The organism is Burkholderia sp. 572 (genome assembly GCF_040545135.1).
GTDB classification, from domain to species: Bacteria; Pseudomonadota; Gammaproteobacteria; order Burkholderiales; family Burkholderiaceae; genus Burkholderia; species Burkholderia cepacia.
On the sequence record NZ_JBEPLH010000018.1, the window covers coordinates 1 to 14,010 of the forward strand.

The 14,010-nt window shown below is 60.2% G+C and carries 14 protein-coding genes and 1 pseudogene; 8 read left to right on the forward strand and 7 right to left on the reverse strand.

The window, feature by feature from the left end; translation table 11 throughout:
• The 4 genes from ABIC51_RS29030 to ABIC51_RS29045 form a co-directional block, all read left to right on the forward strand.
• A partial coding sequence (locus ABIC51_RS29030) for an RHS repeat-associated core domain-containing protein (RefSeq protein WP_354006728.1) occupies positions 1–3,219 on the forward strand: 3,219 nt, incomplete at its 5' end.
• 363 nt (positions 3,220–3,582) lie between these two features.
• Entirely contained in the window at positions 3,583–4,467 is an 885-nt protein-coding gene (locus tag ABIC51_RS29035; protein WP_146254453.1) for an RHS repeat-associated core domain-containing protein, read from the forward strand.
• A gap of 67 nt (positions 4,468–4,534) precedes the next feature.
• Complete coding sequence (locus tag ABIC51_RS29040; protein WP_301765983.1) at positions 4,535–4,855, forward strand: hypothetical protein; 321 nt, start codon at positions 4,535–4,537, stop codon at positions 4,853–4,855.
• Positions 4,856–4,950: 95 nt separating this feature from the next.
• A complete protein-coding gene (locus ABIC51_RS29045) occupies positions 4,951–5,466 on the forward strand; it encodes a hypothetical protein (protein ID WP_146254455.1) in 516 nt (171 codons plus the stop codon).
• Here the strand turns inward: ABIC51_RS29045 and ABIC51_RS29050 are convergent.
• Positions 5,467–6,328 (reverse strand): annotated as a pseudogene (locus ABIC51_RS29050) (integrase domain-containing protein).
• 604 nt (positions 6,329–6,932) lie between these two features.
• Here ABIC51_RS29050 and ABIC51_RS29055 point away from each other — a divergent pair.
• Positions 6,933–8,033 (forward strand): beta family protein, encoded by a 1,101-nt coding sequence (locus tag ABIC51_RS29055; RefSeq protein ID WP_146254456.1) that lies wholly within the window; start codon positions 6,933–6,935, stop codon positions 8,031–8,033.
• Here ABIC51_RS29055 and ABIC51_RS29060 read toward each other — a convergent pair.
• The 5 genes from ABIC51_RS29060 to ABIC51_RS29080 form a co-directional block, all read right to left on the reverse strand.
• Entirely contained in the window at positions 7,978–8,529 is a 552-nt protein-coding gene (locus ABIC51_RS29060; RefSeq protein WP_244113498.1) for a sce7726 family protein, read from the reverse strand. The two genes, ABIC51_RS29055 and ABIC51_RS29060, sit on opposite strands and share 56 nt — an antisense overlap.
• A gap of 205 nt (positions 8,530–8,734) precedes the next feature.
• The gene (locus tag ABIC51_RS29065) at positions 8,735–8,857 is read right to left on the reverse strand and encodes a hypothetical protein (RefSeq protein ID WP_021157980.1); all 123 of its coding nucleotides are present in this window, start codon (positions 8,855–8,857) and stop codon (positions 8,735–8,737) included.
• 150 nt (positions 8,858–9,007) lie between these two features.
• Positions 9,008–10,366, reverse strand: coding sequence for a sensor domain-containing diguanylate cyclase (locus tag ABIC51_RS29070; RefSeq protein WP_059700515.1), 1,359 nt, complete (start codon positions 10,364–10,366; stop codon positions 9,008–9,010).
• 109 nt (positions 10,367–10,475) lie between these two features.
• Positions 10,476–10,724 (reverse strand): DUF2795 domain-containing protein, encoded by a 249-nt coding sequence (locus ABIC51_RS29075; protein ID WP_027788809.1) that lies wholly within the window; start codon positions 10,722–10,724, stop codon positions 10,476–10,478.
• Between the two features lie 147 nt (positions 10,725–10,871).
• Positions 10,872–11,042 (reverse strand): hypothetical protein, encoded by a 171-nt coding sequence (locus tag ABIC51_RS29080; protein ID WP_006489933.1) that lies wholly within the window; start codon positions 11,040–11,042, stop codon positions 10,872–10,874.
• A gap of 139 nt (positions 11,043–11,181) precedes the next feature.
• On the opposite strand from ABIC51_RS29080, the gene speG reads away from it, so the two are divergent.
• The 3 genes from speG to ABIC51_RS29095 all read left to right on the forward strand — a co-directional run bounded on the left by speG (position 11,182) and on the right by ABIC51_RS29095 (position 13,318).
• A complete protein-coding gene (gene speG, locus ABIC51_RS29085; protein ID WP_059700557.1) occupies positions 11,182–11,739 on the forward strand; it encodes a spermidine N1-acetyltransferase in 558 nt (185 codons plus the stop codon).
• 487 nt (positions 11,740–12,226) lie between these two features.
• On the forward strand, positions 12,227–12,574 hold the full coding sequence (gene sap1, locus ABIC51_RS29090) for a surface attachment protein Sap1 (protein ID WP_175900871.1): 348 nt from the start codon (positions 12,227–12,229) through the stop codon (positions 12,572–12,574).
• A gap of 189 nt (positions 12,575–12,763) precedes the next feature.
• Positions 12,764–13,318, forward strand: coding sequence for a YaeQ family protein (locus tag ABIC51_RS29095; RefSeq protein WP_021157976.1), 555 nt, complete (start codon positions 12,764–12,766; stop codon positions 13,316–13,318).
• A 21-nt stretch (positions 13,319–13,339) separates the two neighbouring features.
• Here the strand turns inward: ABIC51_RS29095 and ABIC51_RS29100 are convergent, their stop codons facing one another.
• Positions 13,340–13,753 carry a VOC family protein gene (locus ABIC51_RS29100; RefSeq protein WP_059650106.1) on the reverse strand — a complete coding sequence of 138 codons (414 nt, stop codon included), beginning with the start codon at positions 13,751–13,753 and terminating at the stop codon, positions 13,340–13,342.
• Positions 13,754–14,010: the final 257 nt, after the last annotated feature.

Below are 14,010 nucleotides of genomic sequence, written 5' to 3' on the forward strand. Positions count from 1 at the left end.
ACCTACCAGGACGACCCCAGCCAGCCGCACACCCACCTCGGCACCGACGTGGACGAGGCCGGCCGCATCATCGGCCTGTGGCTGATGGGCGAGGACAAGCCCCTGCGACGTCTGAGCCTGTATCGCTACGACGAGGCCGGCGACCTCACGCTGGCCCAGGACGAGAACGCCGAGGTCTGGACCTACCAGTACCAACACCACCTGATCACCCGCTACACCGACCGCACCGGCCGGGGCATGAACCTCGCATGGCAGGGCGAAGGCCCCGATGCGCGCGCCGTGCATGAATGGGCCGACGACGGCAGCTTCGAGGTGCGCCTGGAGTGGGACCCGAACATTCGCCTCACCTACGTCACCGACGCCCACGGACAGGAAACGCGGCACTACTACGACAGCCTCGGCTACACCTACCGCATCATCCACCCGGACCAGCGGCAGGAATGGCTGTTCCGCGATGCTGCCAAGAACGTCGTGCACCACATCCACACCGATGGCAGCGAAGACCGTTACGCCTACGACGAGAACGGCAACCTGCTCGAATACATCCGCGCAGATGGCAGCTCGGTGCATTACGCGTGGGATACGAAGAACCAGCTCATCAAGATCAGCGATGCCGAGGGTGGGCTCTGGCTGCGTGACTACGACACGCGCGGCCGCCTGACTGAGAATATCGATCCGCTCGGCAACAAGACCGAATACGCGTACAACCCGATGGGCCTGCCGATCGGTATCATCGACGCCAGCGGCAAGACCAAGCAGCTCGAGTACAACGTCAATGGGCAGCTCACGCGCTACGTCGACTGCTCCGCCAAGGCCAGCCAATGGGCCTACGACGAGCGCGGCCAGCTCGTGCAGTTCACCGACGCGGCGGGCAACGTCACCCGCTACCGCTACGAGGCCGGCCAGCTCGCCGTCATCCGCCACCCCGACAACAGCGAAGAACACTTCGAGCGCGATGCCGAAGGGCGTTTGCTGACCCACGTCGATGCCCTGGGGCGGCGTACCGAATGGGACTACACCGAGGCCGGGCTGCTCGCCAGCCGGGTGGACGCGGCCGGCCAGATCCTGCGCTACCAGTGGGACAAGATCGGTCAGCTCACCGCGCTGCGCAACGAGAACGGCCGCGACGCCGAGTTTCACTACGACCCGGTAGGGCGACTGCTCGCCGAAACCGGCTTTGATGGCGCCACCACGCGCTACGAGTACGAGGAAGAAACCGGCAAGCTGGCGCGCGCGGTGGACGGGCAGCGCATCACCGCCTATACCTTCGACGCCATGGGCCGTCTTGCAGAACGCCGCGCGGCGCTGCAAACCGGCGAGACGCCGCCGCGTGAGCAGGACTGGCAGGTGGAACGCTTCGCGTATGACCTCAACGGCAACCTGGCGCTGGCGACCAACGCCGACAGCCGACTGCAATGGTTTCACGACGCGGCCGGCAACCTGGTGCGTGAGCACCAGCACTACACCTGCCTCGGCAAGCCACTGGTCGGCGTGTGGCAGCACGAATACGACGCGCTCAACCAGCGTATCGCCACCGTGCGCCCGGACGGGCACAGGGTGAGCTGGCTCACCTACGGCAGCGGCCACCTGCTGGCCCTGCAACTGGACGAGCGCGAACTGGTCAGCTACGAGCGCAACGACCTGCACCGCGAAGTCGTCCGCACCCAGGGCAATCGCCTGCTGCAGAAGCAGCAGTGGGATGCCATGGGGCGGTTGAGCGAGCAGGTACTTGCCCACGAGGCCAAAGAGCCGGCCACGCAAACCGCTGGCGGCAGTCGCCTGCTGGTGCGCCGCTACCGCTACGACGCCAGCGGCCAGCTCACCGACATCAACGACACGCGGCGCGGCCAACTGGCCTACCGCTACGATCCGGTGGGCCGGCTGCTGGAGGCACAAAGCCGCCTGGACCACGAAACCTTCGCGTTCGACCCTGCCAGCAACCTGATCGATCCGGCCGAACAGCGCGAGGCCGAGCGCCAGCGCATGCCGCGCATCAAGGCGCTGGACAACCTGCTCAAGCAGTACGCCGGCACCCACTACCAGTACGACGCGTGGGGCAACCTCAGCAAGCGCTGGCACCAGGGCAAGGAGAGCCGCTACACCTGGGACCTGTTCGACCGGCTCACACACTACGAGGATGAGCGCCTTGCGGTCGATTACACCTACGACGCCCTCGGCCGACGCCTGTCGAAATACAGCAAGGCCCACTACGAGGAACGTCGCGAGGCCGGCCCGCACTGGAACCGTGCCGAACGGGTGAAGCGTGACCGCGAACTGCAATGCGGCTTCACGCTGTACGGCTGGGACGGCGACACGCTGGCGTGGGAAAGCAAGATCGCCGACGAGGACGGCTTTGGTGCGCGCACCACGCACTACGTCTACGAGCCGGGCAGCTTCGTGCCGGTGGCGCAGGCGGTGCGCGATGACGCTATCGAACTGCTCGACCAGCCTGACTACGGCGACTACTACCGGCAAGACGAAGACCCGCTGTGGATGCCACCGCCGCCCGCGCCACCGATAGACGGCTTAGCCTGGTATCAGTGCGATCACTTGGGTACGCCGCAGGAGTTGACGGACGAACAGAGCGAGATTGCGTGGAGCGCGGAATACCGGGCTTGGGGTGTGGTGAAAGAGGCACTGCACAAGGCGTCGGATGGTCGTGTCGAGCTACGCAACCCCATCCGGTTCCAGGGGCAGTACCATGACCAGGAGACGGGACTGCACTATAACCGGCACAGGTACTACGATCCGAACTCGGGACGGTTCATCAGCAAGGACCCGATTGGCATCGAAGGCGGCATCAACGTTTACGCTTACGTCAAGAATCCAATTGTCTGGATTGATCCACTTGGGTTACAGGCCACGGGGCCGGCTTTGCTGGGAATGGGGCATCTTTATCGCTCTGATATTTTGCCGACTATACCTAGGATGACTCAAAATTCTTCTTTGAGTGGCGTTCTCGGGGAGGTATCTAATTTTCCTTGGCCTGCCCCTCAGTTGCCTGGCGAATGGATTGGTGTGAATGTGCCGTGGACATTGCCCGATACGTATTGTGCGTCAGGCTATTATGGAGACGATCCTTTGTCTGACATTCAGATGACAGATAATTCCGGGTGGAGTTGTAAGTCCAGAGCACGGACAAACGGGCAATCATTTTCCGTGAAGGGTCGAGACGAGCGTAAATTCACTTGCTCAAAAATTAAATTTATTTCGTATTAAATATATGAAAACTAATATTAAGGTATTTGTGTATTGTGGGTTTGCCTTGTTGGTTATGGTTTTTATTTCAACGAAGTGCAGCATACCAAGTATTGGTGACGCTAGGCAGCGATGCGCTGATGCTTGCGGTAAGCGTGGGCTATTTGGTCGATTGAATGCCCCGGCTAACACTTCTCCTCGACAAACCGCCATGAACTATGAGTGTGAATGCTATTAGAGGCTGGGTTCCTTGCTTAAGGGTATAGAAGTGCGGATGAGTACGTCGAGATGCGTGGAGCGAATACGAACTCAACGCACTGGGCCGACGGGTAGCAAAACATCACACGCAGGCGGGTGGTGTACGACAGACGGCGCTGTTCATGGATGATGCAGGAGGTGCGGATCGGGCGCACGTCGCATGAGGTTCGGGCTGTCACGTACGTACCGCATCTGGATAATGAAGCGCCGCTGACGCGGCTGGCGGACGGTGAGGCATGGCACTGCGTAACGGATCACCTCGGGACGCCGCAGGAACTGTACGACGGACAGCGTGAAGTGGTGTGGGCGACGGATCTGAGTGCGTATGGCCGTACGAACCGACGGCTGGCACATGCCGTTGACAATCCGATACGGTTCCCGGGGCAGTACTTCGACCATGAGACGGGACTGCACTACAACCGGCATCGGTACTACGATCCACATGGTGCTCGCTATATAACTAAAGACCTGCTTGGTTTCGCTGGTGGCCTTAATCTTTATCTTTACGCGGGCGGGAATCCGCTAACTTCACTCGATCCACTGGGGCTGGATACTGTTGTTATTCATGGTCGAGGCATATTAAGCAATCCGTTTGGCCACGTTGCAATCGGATTTCCGGGGCAAAGGGTCTATAGCTATGGCACGGGTACACCACTCGGGGGGGGCGTGACTGATTATCTTGAGAAGCAAGCCAAGTATCGAGATACGACCGTATACACGATCAAAACCACGCCACAGCAAGAGGCTGAAATGTTAGAAAAGATTCAAGAGTACAGAAATACTCCCCTGCCGGATCCAATGAAAAGTCCAAGTGCGGCTGCGCGGGACACATGTGCAACGCGAACTCAGAACGCCCTTGAAGCCGGTGGGGTTAAATCTGTTTTCGTTCCGTTTATAAGTCCCTTCCCAATATGTACGGGCGTCATCGCTCAAAGAAATGCCTCGACTGTAATTGACATTGCAAAAAGAGGGGCGGTCCCTGAAATCTTCTCGGTTTTTAACAGGCCGTGAGGTTGAGATGATTAAAAAGTATTGGATGTTTATAGCGGCTATTCTTTGCGGATGCGATGGAGGGGGCGTGAAAAATGAAGCCATCAACAAGCGTGAATGCTCTGTGCTCCAGTCGGTTGAGTATCAATATAAAAATAAAGAAAACGAAAATCCTTATTTTGTTTTGCGTAAGGCCCTTGAAACAGATTTGACGGCAATTGGATTTCCGATAAAAGGTAAAACCAATGGATATGCGGTAATGCTGGCAAATGCGAAAGGAAAGCCTGAGGTAAAAATGCTTCCTGATTCGGATTTTGTTGTTACTCAAAAATCATTGGCAGCATTAAAGGCGGAGGTGGCTATATCTAGCGCACTTGACAGCGCGCTAGCTTCCAGAATGACTCACTGATTCCGTTTCTATATTGCCGCATATCGAGCTATTCAGATGATTCCATCCTTGGTGCCACATCTACGGTGGAATATCCCAACTAATGTGGCGGCACTATGACGACAACTGCTAACGACCTGCGGCTTCGTATACACGCCTTGCCGGCTAACTCCAGACGAAAAGAGGTAGCCGAAATCGCATTCTCGTTAGAGTACCTGTCGCTAACGGTTTCTCCACTGTCCGTGGATATATTGTCACTGTATCTGGAGGTGTTGTCGGATCCTCTAATTTTCTCTAGGCAAGGTATAGAGAGCTTCATTTCTGGAATTTACAACGACTTTGAGAAGCTCACCATCGATCAAAAAGGCATCCTATTGGAAGCCTTGGTTAATAACTCAAAAGGGTATGGTGATGAGAATTTGTGCTTCTCTGTTGGGGATATGATCGCTCGAAAGTACCCCGTCCAAGTTGCACTGGACGCTTTCCGCCGGATGTGGGCCTCGGGTGAGAAACACTCCCAATTCATTGCTCGATTCGGAGCAGATGTTCTATCCCTTTTTATGCCAAAAGATGGGAAAGAACGTAATGAACTGCACAAGTTCGAACGTGAGATCGGTTTGAAAGAGCAGTGATTATCGCCCCAGATACACCGCCGTAATCTGCGTGCGCTCATGCCCCAGCTCGCGGCTGATCGCCTGCCGCGCCTGCGCATCCAAGGCGCGCTGCGCAGGCGTCAGTGATCGCGCTGGGAGGCCGCCAGTGGCCGGAGCCTTCCAGCCCGTCAGTGCTTCGTAGCGATCCTGCGCATAGCGATGCCGCAGCCCATGCATATGGCTCAGGCCCGCCGCCTTGCACTGCCCATCGTAGGTGTGGCGCTGTTGGAGTAGCTCTTGTGCGCGGGGATCAGCGAACCCACGCCAGCGAGTTGCCGCGCCTGGTTCAGCACCTCGCGCTGCGCGGCCGTGGTGATCGGCACATTGCGTTCGCGCCCGCCCTTGGTCCAAGAGCCTTTAAGCGCGATATGGTCGCCCCGATCGGCGTAGCTTGGCTGGAATTTGATGGATTCTTCCCGCCGCAGGCCGAAGGCTTCCTGTAGTTGCAAGCTCATGCGCACGTGTGCATTGCGCACTTGATCCAACCTCACATCCAAGTGCTGTGACTTGTCGGTGTTGGTCACATGCTGGCGCTCCGGGATACCCAGGCGCGTGTTATCGGCTGAAATCACCCCGGCCTTGCCCACCTTCTCGGCCCACCAGCGCAGATGCGACCTGCGGTTTTTCACGGTGCCGGCCGACAAGCCTTCGGCCTGCCAGCGCTCGACCAGCGCGCCATATGCTTGCCCTTGATCGAGGACGCGCCCATCCTCCGAAAACCTGCCTCGCTCAGTTGGCGAGCAACCAAGGTCAGCGCGCGCAGCCGGTCGGCCTGGGTGGTGTGGCTGACATCCTTGTTGCGCCGGCAAAGCTGCCGCAACCCGTAGGTCAAATCATCCATAGCGTACCTCCAGGGCCTTGTGTCTTGTCCTGCTTTCTGAGATCGAATCGGTTAGTGAAATTGCCGGCTCGCTAGGCGAGGCTCCCGAAGGACAAGGGCATGGTGCTCAGAACACCGGTTTTGCCTCGGGAAATAAAACGCCATATTGTTTTGTAACTGAAAAAAGCAACTGAGTGGCAAATCTCGTGCGCTGATAGTGAAGGGTGCTCGCGTTCGACGACGCTAAAAATATACGTTTTATGACATTTTTAGATGCAATCCATTGATTGCGTGTTTGTCGTCATCCTTCATGAGACAAAGATCAATGTCTTGGGCCGCAGGTCGCCCGGGTGAGGTGCCTGCCTTTTCTTGACTGGCAACACATGCCGGGCCGAAAAGGCGAAGATACCTTTTCACTGGGGAAGATTTTTCTCAATGTCTTCATTGGATGATGCGGAATGTGCATCAATTCCAGCTGTCGATAAATTGAGATATCCAGTGCAAATTATGAAAATCTCGTGAGTGCCCTTGCGATACTGAATCGGTACTGTAATCCTCAAATAGAGCCATTCGTTTCGGAGTGGCGGGAGTTCTCAATTTTGATGAGTTCTACTTTGAGGAAAGCATGTTCGATCACAACCACTACGTTCCAGTATTGAAATGGCGTCAGGGAGAATATCTTGCGCTGTCCAGATTGACAGCGACCGTCATGGATTGGGTGACGCCGCTGTTTGAGGTGCCGACGGAGGCTTGGGACTTCGAAGCCGAAGCGCCTGCCAAGAGCCTAGACGAGCACTTGAGCAAATTTGGCGTGCGGCTCAAACAAAAATGGGACGCGCGACGTTGTCTTGTTGATTCCCCCTTTATCGACGGCGACGCATGTGTCGAGAGCGGCACGCATCATCTGGCCCATATCTTCGACCTGGCGCGGGTCGCTGGGGCCATGCCTGTTCCGGTGTTTGGGTTGGGGCGTTCCAAAGCGTACATGACCGCGGTGCGTGCGATTGCCGATCGTGACGGACGAGGCGCCTGCCTTCGACTGACGCCGGAAGACTTCGGTGTTTCAATGCATGCAGAAATGAATGCGGTGCTGAACGGGATCGGGATAGGGGAAGACGCGTGCGATCTCGTACTCGATTGTGCGGCCGAAATCGCAACCAGCCCGAAGATGCAGGCATTGGTATGGAAGGGGCTGCTCGACGAACTGCCCAAGCTCGATGCGTGGCGATCCATCACGATTGCCGGGACGTCGTTCCCGCAGACATTGCCGTCGGCGTCGTATCGACCGTCGGGCCTGATCAAGCGTCATGACTGGCTCGGCTACAAATCACTTGTTGCAATGCTTCCTGCCGGCGCGCGGATGCCGACTTTCGGTGACTACGCCGTGGCGCATCCGGAGACCGAACTCATCGATCCGCGCATGCTCGATCCCAATGCCAAGGTAAAGTACACGATCGACGACGAGTGGTTCATCGCGATGGGCGTGCAGGTCAAGAAACATGGGCGCGCGCAATACGCGGACATTTGCCGGAGCATCGTATCCGCCAGGCCGCCGATCTTCATGGGTGGCGCGTACTCACACGGTGACCAATTCATCGAGGACTGCGCGAGCGGCACTGGAAGTACCGGTGGCGCGTCAACCTGGCCGATGGTCGGGAGCAACCACCACGTCACGAAGGTTGTGAGGGATGTCGCCACTTTGTTCGGCGCTTCAACGCTTCCCTGACCTGCGCGCGAAGCGACGAAGGGGAAAGGCGTTGCGTGAGCAGCGTATACAGTGCTTGCCTGCTGCCGCGCAGCGCCTTCCTGTCAGTTTCAAGGGCTTCCAGAATGGCCAGTGCTTCGTCACGCCACAGAAGGTGGGCGACATGGAAGGGAGAGATGTCCGGGTTCATTGCCGCGGCGCGCTCGGTTTCGATGTGAACCGCTCCGCGAGGGCCGACATGCGACACCTTGATACCCCACCACGGCGGAAGCAGATTCGCAGCTTCGACGAAGTGCCGTTCGCTCACGACCAGAGTCGCCTTGTCGAGGGCTCGCGAGTAGGCGTCGATCTGCAACGGAAGACGGTGCAGTGTATCGGCATCGCTTTTGAGCTCATACCCGTGAATGACGCCGTTGATCACCGCGATGTCGACCCGGCATGCGCCGTGCTCAAGCCCCAGCTCTTCCACGACGAGCACGTTCGGATTCGACAGCGGCTCTGCAAGGACCTTTTTCATGACAGCGGTTCGAACGTCGCGATCGCGAGTTGCGATACGAGGCGTTTGATTGCCGTTTGAAAATTTCGTCACGGGGAAGGGCCCTTGAATCGGTATGCAGCGGGGCATGTTAACACACGCAGAGGGTGTGTTTATCCCCGCTACCGTCAGGCTAATCCTGCGTCGGCATCACGCGCGCTGAGGACACTGCGATGCCCGTCGACGCTCAATCCCAATGCCGGTGATGGTAATACCCGCCACCACCGTAATACCCGCCGCCGTCAGGCACCACGATACAGCCGCTCAGCAACACGGCGACGCCGGCAATCAGCAAAAGGGTCTTCTTCATCGGGTTCACCTGCTCGGGTTCAATATGAAACCCAGCATAGCGAGCGCCCGCAACACCGGCTGTAAGCGATCGTTTCCCTGCTCCGCAATCCGTAACGGCGGATTATTCCGGTCACAATGACCGTAACAAATCCCCAAACAGCAGACGTTTTCAGGCAGTGACGACCCTGTTTCGCCCGGTATCCTTCGCGCGATAAAGCGCGGCATCGGCGGCTTCGATCAACGCATCGGGTGTGGAGAGATCGTCGGCCGCCACGGTCGCGCAGCCGACGCTCACGCTCACGCGCCCGGCGGGTGATGTCGGCATCGCGAGATCGAGCCGCAATACCGCCTCGCGCGCTTCCTCGGCGACGACCCGCGCGCCGCGCGCGCCCGTGTTCGGCAGCACGATCGCGAACTCCTCGCCGCCGTAACGCGCGACCATGTCCGCGGGCCGCCTCACCGCGCCGGCCAACGCGTTCGCGACGGCAATCAGGCATGCGTCGCCCTTCACGTGACCGAACGCGTCGTTGTATGCCTTGAAGTGGTCGACGTCGACCATCAGCAGCGACAGCGGTTCGCCTTGCCGTCGCGACTGCAGGAACAGCGTGTGGAAGTGATCGTTGAAGTGCATGCGGTTGAATGCGCCCGTCAGGCCGTCGCGCGCGGACGAACGGATCAGCGTCGCGTGCGCCTCGAACAGCCGCTGATACAGCATCGTCACTTCCCATGCGAGCACGCAAACGAGCACGCCCGGCGTGAACATGCTGAACACGCGCGCGAGATACCAGCCGACCGTGAATCGATTGGTGCTCATCAGGTTCAGCGTGGTGTCGGTGAGGCACGCGAGCACCGCGATCGCGAGCCACAGGTCGAGGGTCGTGCGCAGCCGGCCGGTGGCCAGCACGGCAACGAGCGCCAGCGCATTGAGCAGCCACACGACCAGCGCGACGGCGTTGACGGGCAGCACGGCCGCGTCGCCCGGCGGATGAAACGCGGGCGGCAGCGACACGTTCAGCGCGAACAGGCACAGCAATCCCGCGACGACAGCCGGCCCGCCGATCAGTGCGAGCGTCCACCACCGTGTCTGCCGTGCGCCGACCGGTGCGCGCGCCAGCCGCGCGCGCGCGAGCAGCGCGACCATCACGAAACTCGGGAAGCCGGCATGCCAGAAGATCCACATCCACGCGGCGCTTTGCGGTTGCGCACCGAACAGCCCGTGCGGCGCGAATACGCCGGGAAAGGTGAGCAGCTGCAGCGCGACGGCGAGCGCGGTGAACGCGTAGGCGCCGCCGAGTGCGCCGAGCACTGGCTGGCGGGTCACGGTGAACTGCGCGCCGAGAAAGAACGCCGCGATGCTCGCGGTGGTGAACACGGTGAGCGCGCACATCGGCATGAACGGCTCGACGGCCGGCAGCGCGACGTTCGCGTGCGGCGCGGCGATCCCGAGCGCGAGCACGATGACGAGCGCCGTCAGTGTGCCGAACCAGAGCTGACGGCGTGTCGTGTGCTGGATCAGGATGCCTTCCATGGAGTTCCCCGGGCACGTACGCGGAAACGCCCGGTCTTGCGCCGGGCGACAGGCAGCCGGCCGCTGCGCGACCGGTGCGGCCTGATCCTATCGCGTTATGGTTGCGCGCTCAAACCCCGAGGCCGGGACCGAAGTTGCCGGCAACCCAGTGCGTGACGGCGTCGACGTCCGCGTAGTCCTGTTCGGGCAGGCCGTCGAGCATCGACAGCACTTCGTTGCTGGCGCCCGCGTCGCGCGCGGCATCGACGATCGCATCCTTGTTGGCCGGATAGCGGACGGCCGCCAGCACGTCGGCGATCTGCAGGTCGATCGTTTCGTTGGGAATGTCGTGCGGAGGCTGGGCGGGCTGGTCGTTCACGGCGGCGTCTCGCTGAGTGAGCGGGTTGAGCGGGAATCGGATCGAGGCGGAATTCGGGCGTGTAACCGGATGCGTACCGGGGCGCGTCATGCGTTCACACGCCAGGGCGGCCAGGCCGGCGCGCCCCGCGGATGAACGCCAGTCGACTCAATGCCCGCGTCGCACGCGGCGCCACGGATGCTTCCAGTCGATGTGCGGTGCGTTTTCGTCGCGCGGATGCTGGCGCCGATGTTCCTGCCACAGTTCGTCGGAAAACAGCGCCGCCACGATCACGAGCGGTAGCACGAGGAAAATTCCGAGTATCACTTGCTCGATCACGATAGCCTCCTTGCGGTGGCAGGAACCCTTGCTCCCATTCTAGGCTCTGAACTTCGCCCGCGTTCAACTTCTTACAGTGCGAAACAGGCCGCGGAAGCGGCCTTGCCGCACATGCGCCGGCATCAAAAAGGACATGAACATGCAACTCCAGAACGATACCAACACGCTTGCGCTGCGGCCGCTGGAGCGCCAGGACCTGCGCTTCGTCCACGAACTGAACAACGACGCAAAGATCATGCGCTACTGGTTCGAGGAGCCGTATGAAACCTTCTCGGAACTGTCACAACTGTACGACCGCCACGTGCACGACCAGCGCGAGCGCCGTTTCGTCGCGGTCGACGCGCAAGGCGAACTGGTCGGCCTCGTCGAACTGATCGAGCTCGACTACATCCATCGCCGCGGCGAGTTCCAGATCATCATCGCGCCGCAATGCCAGGGGCGCGGTTATGCGGGCCAGGCGACGCGCCTCGCGATCGAGTACGCGTTCAAGGTGCTGAACATGCGCAAGCTGTATCTGATCGTCGATACGTCGAATGCGGCGGCGATTCATGTGTACGAAAAATGCGGATTCCAGCACGAGGCCGAGTTGAAGGAAGAATTTTTCGGAAACGGCGCGTATCACAACGCTTATCGCATGTGCATCTTTCAACGCGATTATTTCGAACACCAGCAATCCAGTCCGAACAAGGCAGGGTAAACGCGCTGGCGAAAGGCGCTTGCAGCGGGTTTTCGCGGGCACCGAATACATTCGGGGAACTACGGATAAATACGGATTCGCTTATACCTGGCATTTTTCTTGTATCAGGTATTTGCGATTCCGCGCTGCGGTAAAGTCGATTCGTTTCGAATGACTTTATGTGCGGCGCATCAAAATGATCCGGATGGCGAAATGGATTATCCAAACCGTTCAATCGCCGCAATGTAACTTGGATGAAAGCCCTGCCGGATAACGCTTTCCGCCCGGCGTGACGGGCCTGCCCGCCACGCAACGGGTGTTGCCCGCCGCGCGTGCCGCGCGAAAAACAGGCTGCGCACGGGGTGCGACAATCCGCCGCTATTGCGGTCGCACAACAAATGTGCTTGCTATCGCTTGCCGGTCTTCTAAAGTGAAAAACGCGGGTTCACGATCACCTTTAAACACATAGCTAACCCAAGCCTGGTGCCCGCAAGCCTGGAGACAGAACATGATGAAGCGTACCGGTATCCTTTTTGGCCTCGTCGGCGTATTTTGCGCGGTGTCGGTTGCCCAGGCGGGCGGCGATTCGGCCGTCAAGCCGACGCAGGAAATCCAGTTGACGAAGAATGCATGGGGCTGCCTGTCGAAAGACAATCTGGATTCCGTACTGAGTCACGAACGTGACGGCAAGTCGCAGGCGAAGCAGCAATACTTCGACGACTACCGTTGCCTGTCGGTACCGGAAGGCCAGCGTTTTCGCGTCGTGTCGGTCGACCAGGGCGACGTGCAGTTCGTCAGCGCCGACAACAGCGACCAGCAGGGTCTCTGGACCGATTCGCGCTTCGTCAAGCAGTGACCGCTCATTCACCGCGCAGTCGCACGACGCGCGAGCGCGCCGGCCCGATGAGCCGGCGGCGCCAACCGAACACGGCCCGGCTCATGCCGGGCCGTTGCGCTGTGGGTGACGCATGACACGCGCCGGACGGCGCGCATTCGGTATCATCACGGCCCGACCGAACCGAATGCCCGCCCGGGCCGCATCCGCATGGCGCTGAAATCCACGATCTACAAAGCCGAACTGCAAATCGCCGACATGGATCGGCATTACTACGCCGATCACGCGCTGACGGTGGCGCGCCATCCGTCGGAAACCGACGACCGGATGATGGTGCGCATCGTCGCGTTCGCGCTGTTCGCGCACGAGCGGCTCGAATTCTGCAAGGGGCTGTCGGACGTCGACGAGCCCGATCTGTGGCAGAAGGACCTGACGGGCGCGATCGACGTCTGGATCGAAGCCGGCCAGCCCGACGAGCGGCGCATCTCGAAGGCGGCCGGCCGCGCCGGGCAGGTCACCGTGATCGCGTATGGCGGCAAGACGTCGGATATCTGGTGGCAGGGCGTGCGCAGCAAGGTCGAGCGGCTGCGCAACGTGCAGGTGCTGTCGCTGGCCGACGGCGTCGCGGCCGCGCTCGGGCGGCTCGCGGAGCGCTCGATGCGCTTGCAGTGCACGGTGCAGGACGGCACCGCGTGGATCTCGAGCGCCGACCACGATCCGGTCGCGGTCGAATGGACGGTGCTGAAGGCGCGCGCGGATGCATGACGGCCCGCGCGCCGGCCGCGTTCAGCCGATCACGGCCGGCGGCCCCTTGAATTCGAGCATGTTGCCTTCCGGGTCGAACAGGTAGATCGACGGTCCGTAGCCGCCGGCGCCGTAGCGTTCCGCAGGCGCGCCCGGCCGTGCGCCATGCGCGGCGAAATGGGCGGTCAATGCGTCGGGATCGAACGGCTCGACGCGCAGGCACAGGTGATCGAGATTGCGCCCCGTGCCGGGCGGGCCGCTGTCAGGGCGGTCGATCGGGCCGCCGACCGACAGCAGGTCGATCAGTGCATCACCGGCACGTAGTTGCACGAGGCCCAGGTCGGGCTGTTCCTTTTCCACATGGCAGCCGACGGCGTCGCAGTAAAAGCGCGTCATCGCGGCCATGTCGGTCACGCGCAGCACGATGTGATCGATCGCGCGGATGGTGGGTTTCATGGACAGGCGCTCCTTCGCAGTCGACGAGCATCGAGTGTAGACGCATCGCGCCTGCGCCGCCTGCCGGAACGCGGCACAATCGACGGACGAAAAAAAGCCCGTTCACGCGGAGCGGAACGGGCTTAATCCATATCAGGAGGAGACATGGAGGAGACAGTTCCAACTATACACACGGCGATGGTGCGGCGCAATATTCCGAATGCAAAAAAACGTCAGGACGGCGATTTGTCGCATCCGCAGTGCAGCAAAAGGGTGAC

Excerpts from the sequence above, each read along its gene's own strand:
- ABIC51_RS29060 (WP_244113498.1), bottom strand. The coding sequence starts at position 8,529 with ATGAAAAAGGTCCTTGCAGAGCCGCTGTCGAATCCGAACGTGCTCGTC.
- speG (WP_059700557.1), top strand. The coding sequence starts at position 11,182 with ATGCAACTCCAGAACGATACCAACACGCTTGCGCTGCGGCCGCTGGAG.
- ABIC51_RS29070 (WP_059700515.1), bottom strand. The coding sequence starts at position 10,366 with ATGGAAGGCATCCTGATCCAGCACACGACACGCCGTCAGCTCTGGTTC.
- ABIC51_RS29100 (WP_059650106.1), bottom strand. The coding sequence starts at position 13,753 with ATGAAACCCACCATCCGCGCGATCGATCACATCGTGCTGCGCGTGACC.
- ABIC51_RS29045 (WP_146254455.1), top strand. The coding sequence starts at position 4,951 with ATGACGACAACTGCTAACGACCTGCGGCTTCGTATACACGCCTTGCCG.
- ABIC51_RS29095 (WP_021157976.1), top strand. The coding sequence starts at position 12,764 with ATGGCGCTGAAATCCACGATCTACAAAGCCGAACTGCAAATCGCCGAC.
- ABIC51_RS29055 (WP_146254456.1), top strand. The coding sequence starts at position 6,933 with ATGTTCGATCACAACCACTACGTTCCAGTATTGAAATGGCGTCAGGGA.
- ABIC51_RS29035 (WP_146254453.1), top strand. The coding sequence starts at position 3,583 with ATGATGCAGGAGGTGCGGATCGGGCGCACGTCGCATGAGGTTCGGGCT.
- ABIC51_RS29065 (WP_021157980.1), bottom strand. The coding sequence starts at position 8,857 with ATGAAGAAGACCCTTTTGCTGATTGCCGGCGTCGCCGTGTTGCTGAGC.
- sap1 (WP_175900871.1), top strand. The coding sequence starts at position 12,227 with ATGATGAAGCGTACCGGTATCCTTTTTGGCCTCGTCGGCGTATTTTGC.